The sequence below is a fragment of the Paenibacillus sp. MAH-35 genome, from assembly GCF_058135425.1.
The window spans coordinates 1-13,738 of record NZ_JBYUPU010000027.1 but is presented as its reverse complement, the minus strand read 5'-3'; the positions used below and the strand labels follow the sequence as shown (position 1 = coordinate 13,738).

15 protein-coding genes are annotated in these 13,738 nt (G+C 55.9%); 11 read left to right on the top strand and 4 right to left on the bottom strand.

Going from position 1 to position 13,738, the window contains the following annotated elements; translation table 11 throughout:
- Positions 1 to 3 precede the first annotated feature (3 nt).
- Both AC3Y2E_RS23495 and AC3Y2E_RS23490 read right to left on the bottom strand, forming a co-directional pair.
- Positions 4 to 807 carry an ABC transporter permease gene (locus AC3Y2E_RS23495; RefSeq protein ID WP_379214706.1) on the bottom strand — a complete coding sequence of 268 codons (804 nt, stop codon included), beginning with the start codon at positions 805 to 807 and terminating at the stop codon, positions 4 to 6.
- Positions 804 to 1,781 (bottom strand): ABC transporter ATP-binding protein, encoded by a 978-nt coding sequence (locus AC3Y2E_RS23490; protein ID WP_379214704.1) that lies wholly within the window; start codon positions 1,779 to 1,781, stop codon positions 804 to 806. The genes AC3Y2E_RS23495 and AC3Y2E_RS23490 overlap by 4 nt, the downstream gene beginning before the upstream one ends.
- Positions 1,782 to 2,006: 225 nt before the next feature.
- Between AC3Y2E_RS23490 and AC3Y2E_RS23485 the strand changes: the two genes are divergently transcribed.
- Together AC3Y2E_RS23485 and AC3Y2E_RS23480 are read left to right on the top strand one after the other, a co-directional pair.
- Complete coding sequence (locus tag AC3Y2E_RS23485; RefSeq protein WP_379214702.1) at positions 2,007 to 2,156, top strand: hypothetical protein; 150 nt, start codon at positions 2,007 to 2,009, stop codon at positions 2,154 to 2,156.
- Entirely contained in the window at positions 2,125 to 2,610 is a 486-nt protein-coding gene (locus AC3Y2E_RS23480; RefSeq protein WP_379214700.1) for a phosphotransferase family protein, read from the top strand. The genes AC3Y2E_RS23485 and AC3Y2E_RS23480 overlap by 32 nt, the downstream gene beginning before the upstream one ends.
- 28 nt (positions 2,611 to 2,638) lie before the next feature.
- On the opposite strand, the gene AC3Y2E_RS23475 is transcribed toward AC3Y2E_RS23480, so the two are convergent.
- The gene (locus AC3Y2E_RS23475; protein ID WP_379214698.1) at positions 2,639 to 2,827 is read right to left on the bottom strand and encodes a uracil-DNA glycosylase; all 189 of its coding nucleotides are present in this window, start codon (positions 2,825 to 2,827) and stop codon (positions 2,639 to 2,641) included.
- A 435-nt stretch (positions 2,828 to 3,262) separates the two neighbouring features.
- On the opposite strand from AC3Y2E_RS23475, the gene AC3Y2E_RS23470 reads away from it, so the two are divergent.
- The 6 genes from AC3Y2E_RS23470 (at position 3,263) to AC3Y2E_RS23445 (ending at position 9,834) form a co-directional block, all read left to right on the top strand.
- A complete protein-coding gene (locus tag AC3Y2E_RS23470) occupies positions 3,263 to 4,672 on the top strand; it encodes an N-acyl-D-glucosamine 2-epimerase (protein ID WP_379214696.1) in 1,410 nt (469 codons plus the stop codon).
- A gap of 96 nt (positions 4,673 to 4,768) precedes the next feature.
- Positions 4,769 to 5,746: a hypothetical protein gene (locus AC3Y2E_RS23465; protein WP_379214694.1), complete on the top strand. Its 978-nt coding sequence runs from the start codon at positions 4,769 to 4,771 to the stop codon at positions 5,744 to 5,746.
- Complete coding sequence (locus tag AC3Y2E_RS23460) at positions 5,721 to 6,407, top strand: DUF4129 domain-containing protein (protein ID WP_379214692.1); 687 nt, start codon at positions 5,721 to 5,723, stop codon at positions 6,405 to 6,407. Before AC3Y2E_RS23465 ends, AC3Y2E_RS23460 begins: the two co-directional genes overlap by 26 nt.
- Complete coding sequence (locus AC3Y2E_RS23455) at positions 6,385 to 7,584, top strand: DUF4350 domain-containing protein (RefSeq protein WP_379214690.1); 1,200 nt, start codon at positions 6,385 to 6,387, stop codon at positions 7,582 to 7,584. Before AC3Y2E_RS23460 ends, AC3Y2E_RS23455 begins: the two co-directional genes overlap by 23 nt.
- A 2-nt stretch (positions 7,585 to 7,586) precedes the next feature.
- Positions 7,587 to 8,507: an AAA family ATPase gene (locus AC3Y2E_RS23450; protein ID WP_379214688.1), complete on the top strand. Its 921-nt coding sequence runs from the start codon at positions 7,587 to 7,589 to the stop codon at positions 8,505 to 8,507.
- Entirely contained in the window at positions 8,458 to 9,834 is a 1,377-nt protein-coding gene (locus tag AC3Y2E_RS23445; protein WP_379214686.1) for a DUF58 domain-containing protein, read from the top strand. The genes AC3Y2E_RS23450 and AC3Y2E_RS23445 overlap by 50 nt, the downstream gene beginning before the upstream one ends.
- On the opposite strand, the gene AC3Y2E_RS23440 is transcribed toward AC3Y2E_RS23445, so the two are convergent.
- The gene (locus AC3Y2E_RS23440; RefSeq protein ID WP_379214684.1) at positions 9,801 to 10,781 is read right to left on the bottom strand and encodes a stage II sporulation protein M; all 981 of its coding nucleotides are present in this window, start codon (positions 10,779 to 10,781) and stop codon (positions 9,801 to 9,803) included. The two genes, AC3Y2E_RS23445 and AC3Y2E_RS23440, sit on opposite strands and share 34 nt — an antisense overlap.
- Positions 10,782 to 10,896: 115 nt before the next feature.
- On the opposite strand from AC3Y2E_RS23440, the gene AC3Y2E_RS23435 reads away from it, so the two are divergent.
- The 3 genes from AC3Y2E_RS23435 to AC3Y2E_RS23425 are packed head-to-tail and all read left to right on the top strand — an operon-like array spanning position 10,897 to position 13,524.
- A complete protein-coding gene (locus tag AC3Y2E_RS23435) occupies positions 10,897 to 11,688 on the top strand; it encodes an RDD family protein (RefSeq protein WP_379214682.1) in 792 nt (263 codons plus the stop codon).
- Positions 11,689 to 11,737: 49 nt separating this feature from the next.
- Positions 11,738 to 12,310: a hypothetical protein gene (locus tag AC3Y2E_RS23430; RefSeq protein WP_379214680.1), complete on the top strand. Its 573-nt coding sequence runs from the start codon at positions 11,738 to 11,740 to the stop codon at positions 12,308 to 12,310.
- 53 nt (positions 12,311 to 12,363) lie between these two features.
- Positions 12,364 to 13,524, top strand: a complete 1,161-nt coding sequence (locus tag AC3Y2E_RS23425) for a GNAT family N-acetyltransferase (protein ID WP_379214678.1) — start codon at positions 12,364 to 12,366, stop codon at positions 13,522 to 13,524.
- Positions 13,525 to 13,738: the final 214 nt, after the last annotated feature.

Below are 13,738 nucleotides of genomic sequence, written 5' to 3'. Positions count from 1 at the left end.
CGCTCAACCTCCTTGTACGATAACTTTCCGCATCGCCCGGCTCAACAGCCATTTACCGAGCGCGACCAGTACGAGCAGCCAGCCGATTTGCGTGGCGATCCCGATCAGCGCCTGGTCATGCGGGATGTGACCGGTATACACCCGGAACGTAAAGTCCGCCGTCAGATGAAACGGGAGCAGGTACGTAACTTCCTGCAGCCAGGTCGGCATGAGCGGAATCGGGATAATGCGCCCCGAGAAAAATTCGCCGACGATTCCGAACATAATCATCGAGCCGGTAGGCGACATCGTAACGAATACGGAAATGTAGATGAGCATCGAAATCGCCACGACAAGCAGCAATCCGAGCATCATCGTAATGAGGAAATAGATAAGGGCCGCGCCGTCATTCGGCAGCGACAAGTTGTAGGGCTCCGGTATAAAAAAGACGACGGCCAGTATCGGAAAACAGCGAAGCATCGCGCTGGCCAGACGCTGCGCGATCAGCTTGGAATACCAAAATTCATAGATGCCGGCCGGCCGGCACAGCTCGTAGGCGATATTGCCTGTTGTAATAAGCTGAAACAGCTCGTTGTCGCGGGACCATAACATGACGAGCGCCAGAAAGGCCTGCTGCAGCCAAACATACGTAACCAGCTGCGGCAGAGACATCGGCTGCACTTCAACGGACTGGCTGTAAAACGCGGAAAATATCATAATAAAGACGAAACCGAAGAAAAATTGGGTAGCGACTCCAGCCATTGCGGCCGCCCGGTATTGCATCCCGTTTTGCAGCCGCAGTTTTAATACGGACGAGTACGGCTTCATATTTGATACTCCCGGTACAGCTGCACGATAATCTCTTCGACCGGGTACGCTTCCACGGCGAGATCAAGCAGTTCGACTTGAGCGGATAGCTGGCCGATGACTTCGGAGATGTTCGCTTGCTCCGTATTCACGCTTAGCGTTGCCCGTTCGGGCGTCCAGGACACGATCTCCGTTCCCGGAATGTCCGGCCGTATGGAAGTTTCCCGGTAATCGGCGGTGATCGTTTTGCGCGTGCCGAACCGGCTTCTTAACGAGTTCAATTTGCCGTCGAACAGCAGGCTGCCCTTGCCGATGAGCAGAATCCGGTCGGCCAGCGCTTCGATATCGTTCATATCGTGTGTCGTCAGGATGACGGTCACGCCTTTTTCTTTATTGATCGTTTTGATGAACTGTCTGACGGCGATTTTGGAAATGGCATCAAGCCCGATGGTCGGTTCGTCGAGAAACAAAATTTGGGGGCTGTGCAGGAGGGAAGCGGCGATTTCGCATCGCATCCGCTGGCCGAGGCTCAATTGCCGGACGGGCGTCCGGACGATACTGTGAAGCTCCAGCGTACCGATAAGCAGCTCGACGTTGTCCTTATATTCCTTTTGCGGCACTTTGTAAATATCCCGGAGCAGTTCGAAGGAGTCCATCACCGGAACGTCCCACCATAATTGAGTCCGCTGGCCGAACACGACACCGATGTGCTTCACATACGGCACGCGCTCCTTCCATGGCGTATACCCCATGACGCTGCAGGTGCCGCCGTCCGGGACGAGAATCCCGCTCAACATTTTGATTGTGGTCGACTTTCCGGCGCCATTAGGTCCGATATACCCTACGATTTCGCCCGGTTGAATCGTAAACGATACGTGGTTTATGGCGTGGACTTCGGTAAACTCGCGGACGAACAACGCTTTGGCCGCTTGCATCAGTCCGGTGGAACGCTTGGCGACTTTAAACGATTTGTGCAAACCTTCTACGGATATCACTGACCTCATGCCTCCTTTATGGAACGATGGATTTTTTGCAGCACATCCTATTGTCCTCAAGGGAAGCGGCCGGGGCAAGGGGGAAGATGAGTATAATTATTTTCCCTTTTGAGAGATTCATGTCCTTGAAAAGGGCAGGGCAAGGGGAGAAGCAGACACTTCTGCGGGTCTTTGATATGATGGGGGAATAGATGGGGAGACGAGAAAAGACGAGCGGGTGAGGTTATGATGGAGGAACGGATTCGGAAGCTGCTGAAGCATCTCCGTCAGCAAGTGGAGTTTGACCGGCATGAACACTTGGCGAAAGGGCACTCGGATGCGGTGAAGCTGGCTTTATTCCGGGATGGGCTGCCGGCCTATTTACTGCGGATCTGAGCTTGGTCTTCGCTTCCACAAGCAGTCGGAGCTTGAAGCTTATATCGAGCGGAGCTTCGGTTTGCTTCGCGACAGTCCGGTCTGTTTTCAGCATGACGATTATCATCCGTCGAACTTGATCTTCCGGCACGGTCGACTCAAAGGGGTAATCGATTTCAGCCGGTTTGACTGGGGCGACCCGTGGGAAGAGTTTTTTAAGCTGCCCAAATACACATGCGCCGTCAGCCGATTATTTGCTGCAGGTCAAATCAGCGGTTACTTCGATGGAAAAATATCCGATCGTTTCTGGGAGAAGTACAATTTGTTCGTGGCCCTGAATCAGCACGCTACTCTGCTTGGAAGTTTGTCAAACGGCAACGTTCAACAAGCGCTTGAAAAAATTGAAACGACGATAGAAGGACACGATTTTGCCGACGGGGGACCTCCGATCTGGTTTCGGGAGACGAGTAAGTAAATGATCAGATTCGGCTTATGGTGCGTCCTTACCGGGTTCCGGAAACTCGCTTCGCCTCGAAATTCATACAAGGCTTGCCGGACGAGGACAGCACGGTGACGCTCGGCATTTGCGGCGACTTGAAGCCGAACGCTTTGCAGCCTTTCGGAAATTGGGGGTCCCAGGTGACATAATAGTGGACGCATTTCATACAATCGATCCGTTTGTGGTCTGACATAGGCTCTCCTTAATAACTTGGTCGGTATTATTATAACGTACCGGACGGAAAAAAGAGAGCATAAAACCACCTTTATTTACTTCTGTCTTCTATTTATACCAAAAATAGAACATACCAACGAGGCTGTCGATTCAATGTGGACAACCAAGTGGAAAGGGAAAAGATTACCTTCTGGCGAGTTTTGTCTGGAATCCCCTACCTTACAATCCTTATTCAATCAAGGGATTCCGGACAACCTGTTTGGGCAGAAGAAGGTAACTTTTCACTTGGAACGGACTGCTAACACTTCTACTCAATGAATCGACAGCCTCCACCAACGTCTCTTATTTATATGTTTGGTTAAGCGAACATACGATGAACAGATGGGTGAGTACATAACATTAGATATCGCGCCACTTGCCTTCAAGCGGACAAATCCGAAAGGAAGGTGCAGGAATGAACGAAAGACAGAACGAAAGGCAAAATGAAAAGCAGAACGAAAGAAGTAACCGCAGCGGCATCACAGACGGCATATATGGACCCAGCATTCAGGTAGACCCGCTGTTTCCCTATTACGCCGACCGGTCAGCGGATAGTATAGCCGAGGAAATTTTACTGGCGGGGTATCGGATCGTACACTATTTTGTAGTCAACGAAAACAACATAAACGCCGAACTGATCCGGGCGTTCCATCGGCGCGGCATATTCGTATGGGCGCTCGTGCTCGGCAACGGAACGTTTTCCACGGAAGGGTATCCGAAGGAGTGGACGCAATGGGAGATGAAGCTGCTGAAGCCGGTCGAGGACGGCTACCGGCGATTCTCTTATTTCAGCAGGGACTATGTAAGGTGGAAAAAGCGTACGATCGCGGAGCTGCTGGTGCGATATCCTTTCGACGGAATCGAGATTGCCGAGCCTTATTTTCCGGAATGGGACGGCATCCGCAGAGGTGTATACGGGGATGTGGGGCCGATGGCGCAGGAAGCGTTTATGGAGCGGTGTGGCTGCCGGATGCCCGATTTTGTCAACCGGTTATCGCCGCGATATTACAAAAGAGATACCGCGACTTATACCAAATGGGTGGAGTTCCGGGTCGATGCGGTAAACGGGTTCGTCGACGAGATGATCAACGGGGAAGGGGGCGCCCGCGACGTACGCCCGGATATCCGGACCGCGACCTGGTCGCTGGCCGTAGACGACGGCCCGGATTCCGCGTACCGGCTGAGAGAGATGCAGGGATTGGACGCTCCTGCGATGATCGCCCGTGTGCGTCCCGATCTGCATATGCTGCAGACGCATTGGCCGGATTGGGTGAAGGCCCGCCTGCCGGGCGATTACATCCGCAGCTACGAACCGTTCGTACGTGATATCCGGGCATCGCATCCCTTATTGCCGCTTGGCGTTCAAGCGGATATCGGCTCGGCGAAGACGATGATCAAGGACCGGAGATGGCTGCATACGTTTGCGGGTACGGCGAATCAGCTTGGTTACGCGACTTGGACCGCGTACGAATATCATATCGGCGGGACGATGTACGAGACGAGGCCGGTTCCGTGGAAAGCGATCCGGATCTCGTTATCCGAGGTGATGATCTCCTTTAACAAGCGGATCGATCCCGACAGCTGCACAAATTTGCAGCAATTATTTGGAGTATATGAGGCCGGGGAGCACAGACCTGCCGGTATCAGTCATCTGCAGACGGACGGCAACCGGCTCTACGTGCGTTCTCCGATATTCCCGGCGGGTCCGTTCGAGCTGCTGATCCCGGGTATTCGGGATACGCCGGAGCTGTGGCTGTTCAAGGACTACAAGGCGAACGAGGCGGCACCGGGATCGCGGGTTTCCGTTCCCGCTTGTCTGGTATAACAGGCGGTGCGATCGATTTTCAGAAAAAAGCTTCGGCTTCCTCGTAACCGGATGGTATAATAATCAGGATCATGAACTATAGGAGGAATATTCCAATTGACGCCACATCAACAACCCCTTAGTTTCGGCCGGATGCTGGACCGCAGCTTCCAACTGTACCGACGCCATTTCGCGAAGTTCGCCCTGCTCGCGTTGATGATGTACGGTCCTTTGTATTTGATGTATTCCTGGATATTTGCCGATACGAATCCGAGCTTTTCGTTTGACAATTTCGGCAGCTCCTTCACCGCTCCAATGGACAGCGAGATCGGCGAGAACATCAGTGTTGGAGCTATATTGTTTTTCGTGTTTTTGTTGCTGCCCGTCACATTCCTCATCCTTACGCCGGTCGCTTTCTCTACGTCGGTATTTCTTATCGGGCAAGTGTACGACGGGGATTCGCCGGATCTGTGCACAGCCTTCAAACAAACGTTCCGCCGGTTTTGGCCGCTATTCGGCAACAGCGCGCTGTTTGGTCTTATTATGCTTGGCATCTACCTGGTGCTCGTCTTTGCAATCGTCATGCTTGTCGTCGTATTGGTTTTTGTACTTGGAATAATGGGCGGATTAACGTCCAGCGCCGGTTTCAACGGCAGTGCTGGATTTATTTTTGCCGCGGTCGTGATGTACATCGCTGTCATTCTGCTCGTTTATGCGGCCATCTCGTTTTTCCTGATCCGCTGGGGCTATTTCATTCCGGCGGTGACGGTTCAAGGGGAAGGAATCGGACTCGGTCCGAGCTGGCGGCTGACGAAAGGCAGCTTCTGGAGGTTGTTTTTCGTATACCTGGTGCTTAGCTTGGTCATGACCGCTTTTTCGTTTTTGAATTTGCTGCTGATCGGTTTCATTCCGGTCACGATTTTGCAAGTGCTTTTGTCTGCGCTGTTTTATATTTTGCTCTCGCCGCTGATTTTGTCCGTGTATGCCGTCAGTTATTACGATATGACGCTGCGGACGCAAGGCACAGATCTGGAATCGATGCTTACCCGGATGCGTGAAGCGGAGCCGGATGGAGGGGTCCGAACTGTCGAGTGAACGAGCGATAACGCCTGCCGAGCTGGCCGCCGACCGGGAGAAGCTGAATGAAATTTTGTCGGGAAGCGAATACGAGGCGTACCGGACTGTGGCGGCAGAAGGGGAAAATGCGCTCAAGCGGCTGTTCCTCAAATTGTGGGAAGCGATCCGGGGATGGCTGCCCGATACGGCAGTCCCCCGTACGTTTGCCGATGTGATCGCTTATGCGGTAATCCTCGGCGGACTGGCTCTGCTTATCTGGCTCCTGGTGTGGATTGGCCGTTCGCTGGCCGGCAACCGTACCGTTCTGCGTAAAATCGGGCTATCGGAGAAGGAGCTGAAAGGAGCTTCTTCCAGCCGATATATGGAACAGGCGCTGCAAGCGGAACGGTCGTCCGACTACAAAGAATGCTTGCGATATCTGTTTCTCGCACTGCTGATCGATGCGAACGAACGCGGATGGCTGCGGGCAGAACGGTGGAAAGCGAACGGTGAATACGCGCTGGAGCTGAAGGCGAGCAAGCCGGAGCTGCTTCCGCTGTTCCGCAGCACGGCAAGCTTGTTTGAGCGTGTCTGGTACGGCAGCATGGAGGCGGATCGAGATTCGGTCGTCCGTCTGCGGCTGGAGATCGAAGCAAGGCTGACGGCGGGGGAGGCGGATGAATATGCTACGGGCGAATAGCGGAGGGGGAAGGCTCAAACCGTGGTCCCCGCTAGCGGCTATGGCCGCAGCCGTCGTCCTCTTCCTCGCAGCCGGCTTGTTTCTTGTCCGGGAGAAGGCGCCGGATCAGGCTCCGTATCTATCGCTCTCCGCCGACCTGGACGGAACGAAGGCAACTGCCGAGATGATCGAAGGAGTCGCGGCCGACGTGCGCCAGTGGCGGCAGCCTTGGACGCAGCTGCCGGAGACGGTGACCGGAGGCGTGCTGGCGGCGATTCAGCCGGCGGCCGGCGGCATCGATCCGAAAGAGCGGGATTCGGTTCTTCAATGGGTGGAGCGAGGGAACCATCTGCTGCTATTTCAGCAGCGGCCCGACGAATGGGCCGGCATGAACGGGGAGCGATTGGAGAAAACTCCGGATACCGCAGACGGTGCTTTTCCCGTCAATCGGCTTCGTCCCGGATCGCCAGCCGTCGAAGCGTTAACGGACAAGCCGGTTACGAGATACAGACTACAGGGAGCGGAGCCGTCGGAGCGACTGCTGACCGACGATTTCGGCACGCTGGCGGCGAGCCGCAGTTATGGCGAAGGAACGATCACAATCGTCCTGACGCCGGAATGGCTGCGCAACGATACGATCGACCGGCACGGTCACTTCGAGCTAGTATGGCCGATTCTGCGCGAGCTGTCCGCCGGACGGACGGTATGGATCGACGAGTATCATCACGGGATCACCTCAAAGCCCGGCCTGTTCGCCGTATACCCGGGCTGGCTGCTGGCCGTTTACGCTCAGCTGGCGCTGGCATTTCTCGGCTGGCTCTGGATTCGCGGGAAACGGTTCGGCCCGGTCCATACGCCGAGGGAATGGATCGTGCGGCGCGGGGACGAGACGCTGCTTGCGGTATCCGGCTGGTTCCGGAAACGGCGGCTGAACGGGCATTTGCTCCGCGAGCAGGAAATGTACGTCAGACAACTGCTGCAGGACCGGTATGGAGTACGAGCGCAAGCATCCATCTCCGAATGGGTGGAAACGGTGCGGTCCCGCTCCGGAAAACGGGCTGCGTCGGAACTGCAGGTTATCTTGGAGAAGCTGGAGAGTTTGTCGGGTTCGGACAGCGTTCCGGATCGCGAATTTTTGCAAGAAAGCGGAAAAATCGCTGAATGGATCGAGAAGCTGGATAAGGAGAGATCGCGTTAACTATGGAACGACTGATCGCAAGCATGGAACAGACAATTATCGGCCAGCCGATGAACGTCCGTCTTCTAATAACTGCACTGCTCGCCGGCGGCCATGTGCTGCTGGAAGGGGCTCCCGGACTGGGCAAGACGAAGCTGGTCCGCACGCTGGCGGAGAATATCGAGGGCGAGTTCAAGCGCATTCAGTTCACGCCCGATATGATGCCGAGCGATATATCCGGCAACGTCGTCTGGAATGCGCGTACGAGTGAGTTCGACACAGTTCGAGGGCCGGTATTCGCCCATCTCGTGCTCGCCGATGAGATTAACCGGGCCGGGCCGAAGACGCAAGCGGCCTTGCTGGAAGCAATGGAGGAGCGACAGGTGACGATCCATGGACACACTTACCCGCTACCCGATCCGTTCCTCGTCGTCGCCACTCAGAATCCGGTGGAGTACGAAGGAACGTATCCGCTGCCGGAAGCGCAAATCGACCGATTTATGTTCAAGCTGACGCTGGATTATCCGTCCGAGGAAGCGGAAACGGCGATTCTGCGCGGGCATGTTCCCCTTTCTGTGCAAAGCCCGGATAAGCCGGTTCTGGTAAGTACGATTGAGGAGATTCGAAGCAAACGTGCGGAAGCGGCGGGTGTAACCGCGGAGGAAGCGGTGCTCGGCTATATCGCCCGGATCGTCAGGCGGACCCGCGAGCTGTCGTCCGTGCGGCTCGGGGCGAGTCCTCGTGCGGGGATTGCGGTGCTCGCGGCCAGCAAAGCATGGGCCGTGCTGGAAGGCCGTACCTATGTCACGCCGGACGACGTGAAGCTGGTGGCCATTCCTGCGCTGCGGCATCGGCTGATCTTGTCGCCGCAGGCGGAATTGGAGGGGATGAGCGGTGACGAAGCCGTCCGGGAAGCGCTCGCGTCCGTTCCGGTCCCTCGTTGACCGGCTGATCTGGCAGTTCGTGCTGCCTTCCCGTCGTGCGGTTGCCGTGCTGCTGACCGGCGCTGCGATTATCCCCGCAGGTTATGCCTGGGGCGGAGGGATGATCTGGTTTTGGCTTTACAACGGGCTGTTCGCCGCCGTATCGATCGTTGATCTGGCTACGCTGCCGAAGCGGCGGAAGCTCGCCGTCCGCCGTATACTGCCGGATCGGGCCGAACACAAGCGGCCGTTCGATGTTCGCATCGACGTATCGTTCAGCCAGGCTCCGCGGTTCCCGGTATCGGTCGAAGTCGCGGACGATCTGCCCCTGACCTTCCGGGATCACGCTCCGTTGAAGGGACGGTTCGAAGGAGAAGATTTGCAGCTGCCGTATACGACCGAAGCGTCGGAACGGGGTGATTTTCCGCTGCGTTACATATACGTCAGATATGGCGGCATCATCGGGCTCTGGTACAAGCAGGCGAGGGTGGAGGCGGAGCAAGTCGTGAGCGTCTACCCGGACTTGTCCAATGTCCGCGGGGTGATGGCTTCCTTGCAGGACAGTCTCGTGCTGGACGGGCGCAAGCTGCATCGCAAGACGGTGTCGGGCATGGAGCTGCACGCGATACGCGAGTATTCGCCCGATGACGACCCGCGCACGATCAACTGGGCAGCTACGGCGCGGGCGGGCCGGATGATGACGACGATCCGGCAGCCGGAGAAGGGCAAAATCGTCACGCTACTGATCGATTGCGGAAGGATTATGACCGTCGAGCTGGACGGCCGGACCGTGCTCGACCGGTCGCTGGAGGCGGCGCTGACCTTGGCGGCCGTCGCATTACGGCAAGGCGATCAGGTCGCAGCGCTCGCGTTCTCTGGCAGCTTGAAAGCGTATGTCCCTCCCGGGGGTGGAATGGCGCATGTGCAGACGATTCTCGAAGCTTTGTACAATTTGAAGGGAGACTCTGCGGAGACGAATTACGCCAGAGCTTTTGACCACCTGCTGCGCGTACAGCGCAAGCGAAGCTTGATCGTGCTGTTCTCGGATATGGAAAATTATTTGTTCGAAGAGGAGCTTGCTCCTTACCTTCTAAAGCTGCGGCGGATTCATCCGCTCGTCTTGCTGTCGCTGCAGGACCCGCTTCTGGCCGGGTGGGCCGGAAGCGAAATCCGGACGGTGCAGCAAGCTTACGTGCGCAGCACGGCGCAGTCGTTCGAGCTGAAACGGAGACGGTTCGCCGCCCGGATGGCCGGGATCGGCGTTCCTGTCCTGGATGTAGCCGCCGACAGGCTGGCGCTGGCGGCGGTGAATCATTATCTGGAACTCAAATCGAGGGAGTCGATCTGATTGCGCTTCAGCCTGCCGTAGACGTAGTAGGCTGCCAAAGCGAGCAAGGTGAGCAAGGCGAACGCGTATTTCATCTCGAGGCTGAGGGCCGAAGGGGTTATATATCCTTCAATGATCCCGGCGATGACGAATAATGGAACGGTTCCGAGCAGCAACTGCACGGACTGCTTGGCCGAGCGGAGCAGCTGTAGCCTCCATACGTAACGGCCGGGTACGAACATCCGGTAACCCATATACAGGCCGGCGCCGCCGGCGATAAAGATCGCGGCCAGTTCAATGACCCCATGAGGCAGGATGTATGCCCAAAATAAATAGGTTTGCCCGGCTTTCCAGTATACGGCTGCGAGCGCACCTATGATGATGCCGTTATAAGCAAGCAGGTAGACGGTCCAGATGCCGAAAGTAATGCCGCCGGCGAACGCGAGAATCGCGACCCGAATATTGTTGGTCATGATCTGGGTGGACAGGACGGAGTGGGGCGCGTCCTCGAGCCCTTTGCCTGTCTGCGACGGATCGATATGACCGGCGATTTGCTGCGGTAGAATGGCGTACAGATTTTGTTCATCCACCAGGACGGAGGCAAATCCGGAGACTCCGCCGAATACAAATAAGAGGGCGGCCGCAACGATAAACCACCGCCTTTCCCGGATCAGCCGTATAAAGTATGTTCCGAAAAACTGCTTCAGCTGTCCGCTGCTTTTATGCTGCTGCCTGTACATCATATGATGGGCGCGGGTGACGAGTTGATTCAAGTAGGCGGTAAGCTCGCCGCCGGGATCTTCGGTCTGCATCACGGCCAGATGCGAGGAAGCTTGCTTGTACAGGACGGTTAGCCGCTCAATGCTCTCTGCGTTTACCCGGCCCGGCGATTTGTCGAACAGCTCGATCAGTTTCTCCAGCTGCTTCCAATTCCCGCGTTGACGCAGCAGCTTTTGTTGTAGGTCCATATGTACTTCCTTTCGTTCATTCGATTTTTAGAATACAAAGATGAAATTGTATGCTATAGCAATCCAATACTCCAATGCTACCATATTAAGGCTCCAAAAGGGAGATCGAGGCAACATGAATCAAACGTTTCAAAGGGAAATGGATGTTGTAACCCCCGAGCAGGTCCGTCTAAAATTTCAGACGGCAGGCATTGGTAGCCGGGCGGGAGCGCAAGCGATCGATATGCTGCTGCTGGGACTCGTTATTTTGCTCGTGTACGCGTTGTTCGGCGAAGTGCTAGTCCGGACCGGAGAGAGTCTGCTGACGGAATACGCGCTGGCCGGAGCGATCGTCCTTGCCTTCCTGCTGCAGTACGGATATTTTACGGTCAGCGAGTACGTTGCCGGTCGGACGATCGGCAAGCGGATCGTCGGCCTTCGGGTGCTGCAGGACAACGGTCAGCCGGTTACGGTATTGTCGTCGCTGATTCGCAACCTGCTTCGGATATTTGACTTTTTGCCTGTTGGTTACACGCTGGGGGCGATAGTCAGCTTCCTCCATCCTTCCGATAAGCGGCTCGGCGATTTGCTGGCCGGTACGGTGGTCGTCTACGATACGGCAGGAGAGCGAGGACGGCGCAACAAAAGGACTAACAAGGTGATTGAGCGCAAAAGGGTGAATCTCCCGGCTTTTACGCTGGATGAGCGTTGCAAACGGCTCGTCGGCCGTGAGGATTGGCTGTTGCTGCGCACGTTTATCGACCGGCTGGAATGGATGGACAGTTATTCGCTGCGGACGCTTGCGCCTCAGATCGTCGCTCATTTTACCGCCAAGCTGGAGCTGGCGCCGGGCGAATTGCCGGCATTGCCTCCGGAGGACGTGCTTGTCGCTATGTATGAACAGCTTCGGGAAGACTGGGAGCTGTGAGCCAACAAAATATCTGCTTGTTGAATAACGGTAAAGAAGCGGGAAAGGAGTGAACGGAATCGGACAGCGGAGTAGATTAGGTATCGTAAGTGTTTTGATCCTTGCGGCGGCTCTCTGGACTTATTTCGAATGGGTCCGGCCGCCGGTCAATCAGTTGGCGGAGCGGAGCATTCGCGAACAAGATCCGTCCTATCAGGAAATGATCCACCTCCAGGCATGGGGGGATCAACTGGTCGTTTATTACCGGACGAACGATAAAGTAGCGGCGGTCTTGCTTCACAAGAAGATGCTTGGCTATGAAATCGCCCAGTATTTATTAAAACACGAATTGAACGAGATGCAGTCAAAAGCCATCAGCTGGAACGGCAACGGAGGAGACGGCAAGGAGAACCCTAATCTGCTGCACGGGATCGTATACGATCCGGCGGTCACGCAAGTTATTTTGATTAGCGAGCGAAGCAAAGGAGCTACGATTATTAGAAACGGTTCGACAACGATATGGTTTTCGTTCCTGGACGATCAGCCCCAATTGCCTATAACGATTCGCGCAACGGATAAAAACGGAAAAACGTTATACGAAACCGGCGTTATGGAGCACTGGGGCGAACAGAAGCGCCTGTAAGAAACCGAGCAATCGGCGGCGGACGGGGCAGTGGGAGGGAGGAGATTGCCAGCTTGAACCGCGACATACGTTTATTCGATCCGAAATCCATCCGTGAAATACACTGGCCGTCCACAGAGGACGGGGATTACGCCAGGCGTTACATCGTCTCGTTGCTGGAGCAGCAGGTAGACCGGCTTATTCCGAATGTGAATACGAGCCTTCATGTGCTGCAAGTCGGTGATCTCGTGCTTCCCGTTACGGTGAACGATAAAGAATATGGAAATTGCTACGTTTGTTCCCCATACACGCATTATGTGAGCTACGCCAGAGAAGAGCTGTACGTGCTGAACTCCCGATTCGCGCGGATTGCGTTAGGGGGCTTGCTTCACGCCCTGGGGTTTTTGATGCGGTTCAGCCGGATTAACCGGACGGTCCATATCAATAATTGGCTGTTATCGACCAACCTGTACGGTCCGCTTCCGGACAGCGGGGTGGAGCAAGCCGTCCGTCTCCTGCTCCGCGAATATCCGGGGCATTCGCTGGTTTTCCGCTCGTTAAACCGGACGACGAACGGCCCGCTGATCGATCTGCTCGTAGGGCTTGGTTTTCGGATGGTGCCCAGCCGGCAAGTGTATTTGCTCCATCCGTCTGATCCGGCGGCGACGAATTCCAAAGCCCGCTGGCTGGTGAAGCGGGATTACGGCCTGCTGGCGAAACACGGATACGAGACGGTCGGTCCGGACAGGCTGACCGAAGCCGATATGCCTCGTCTGGCGGAGCTGTACCGCCTTCTGTATCTGGATAAATACTCTACCTACAATCCCCAGTTTGGAGCGCCGTTTCTGGAGCTGGCCTGGAGACAAAAGCTGCTGGAGCTGCACGCCATCCGACATATCGATACGGGCCGGATCGATGCGGTGCTCGGCTTTTATTGCCGCAGCGGCGTGATGACGACTCCGGTGTTCGGCTACGATACGGCCTTGCCCCAGGAGACCGGACTGTACCGGATGCTGTCGGCCGTCTTGATCGGAATCGCCGGACAGAGAGGGCTGCTGCTCCACGAAAGCTCGGGCGCTCCCCAGTTTAAGCGGAATCGTGGGGCGGTTGCCGATATCGAATACAGCGCCGTCTACGACCGGCATCTGCCAGCCCGTCAACGCATAAGCTGGGCGCTGCTGGACAAGCTGTTGAACGGCTTCGGCAAGGAACTGCTTCAAAAATATAAGTTGTAGACGATCGCGATTCGACCATGCGCAGCTGAACACGTTTTGCACGCCAAAAGGGCCTCAACTTCCACTGTAAAGTGGAAGTTGAGGCCCTTTGTGCGCTTGGCAGCGCAATCGACTAAGGAGTGAAAGTCTCCAGCACGCCGCGAGGTGGCGGAAGTGCATAGCTGACGCATAGTGCTCAGTCCGTGAGGATGGGTGCGGAGGTAGCGAAGGCAAA

Bases quoted from the DNA above. Each gene is read 5' to 3' on its own strand.
- AC3Y2E_RS23495 (WP_379214706.1), bottom strand. From the start codon at position 807: ATGAAGCCGTACTCGTCCGTATTAAAACTGCGGCTGCAAAACGGGATG.
- AC3Y2E_RS23485 (WP_379214702.1), top strand. From the start codon at position 2,007: ATGATGGAGGAACGGATTCGGAAGCTGCTGAAGCATCTCCGTCAGCAA.
- AC3Y2E_RS23480 (WP_379214700.1), top strand. From the start codon at position 2,125: ATGGGCTGCCGGCCTATTTACTGCGGATCTGAGCTTGGTCTTCGCTTC.
- AC3Y2E_RS23475 (WP_379214698.1), bottom strand. From the start codon at position 2,827: ATGTCAGACCACAAACGGATCGATTGTATGAAATGCGTCCACTATTAT.
- AC3Y2E_RS23470 (WP_379214696.1), top strand. From the start codon at position 3,263: ATGAACGAAAGACAGAACGAAAGGCAAAATGAAAAGCAGAACGAAAGA.
- AC3Y2E_RS23460 (WP_379214692.1), top strand. From the start codon at position 5,721: ATGGAGGGGTCCGAACTGTCGAGTGAACGAGCGATAACGCCTGCCGAG.
- AC3Y2E_RS23455 (WP_379214690.1), top strand. From the start codon at position 6,385: ATGAATATGCTACGGGCGAATAGCGGAGGGGGAAGGCTCAAACCGTGG.
- AC3Y2E_RS23450 (WP_379214688.1), top strand. From the start codon at position 7,587: ATGGAACGACTGATCGCAAGCATGGAACAGACAATTATCGGCCAGCCG.
- AC3Y2E_RS23440 (WP_379214684.1), bottom strand. From the start codon at position 10,781: ATGGACCTACAACAAAAGCTGCTGCGTCAACGCGGGAATTGGAAGCAG.
- AC3Y2E_RS23435 (WP_379214682.1), top strand. From the start codon at position 10,897: ATGAATCAAACGTTTCAAAGGGAAATGGATGTTGTAACCCCCGAGCAG.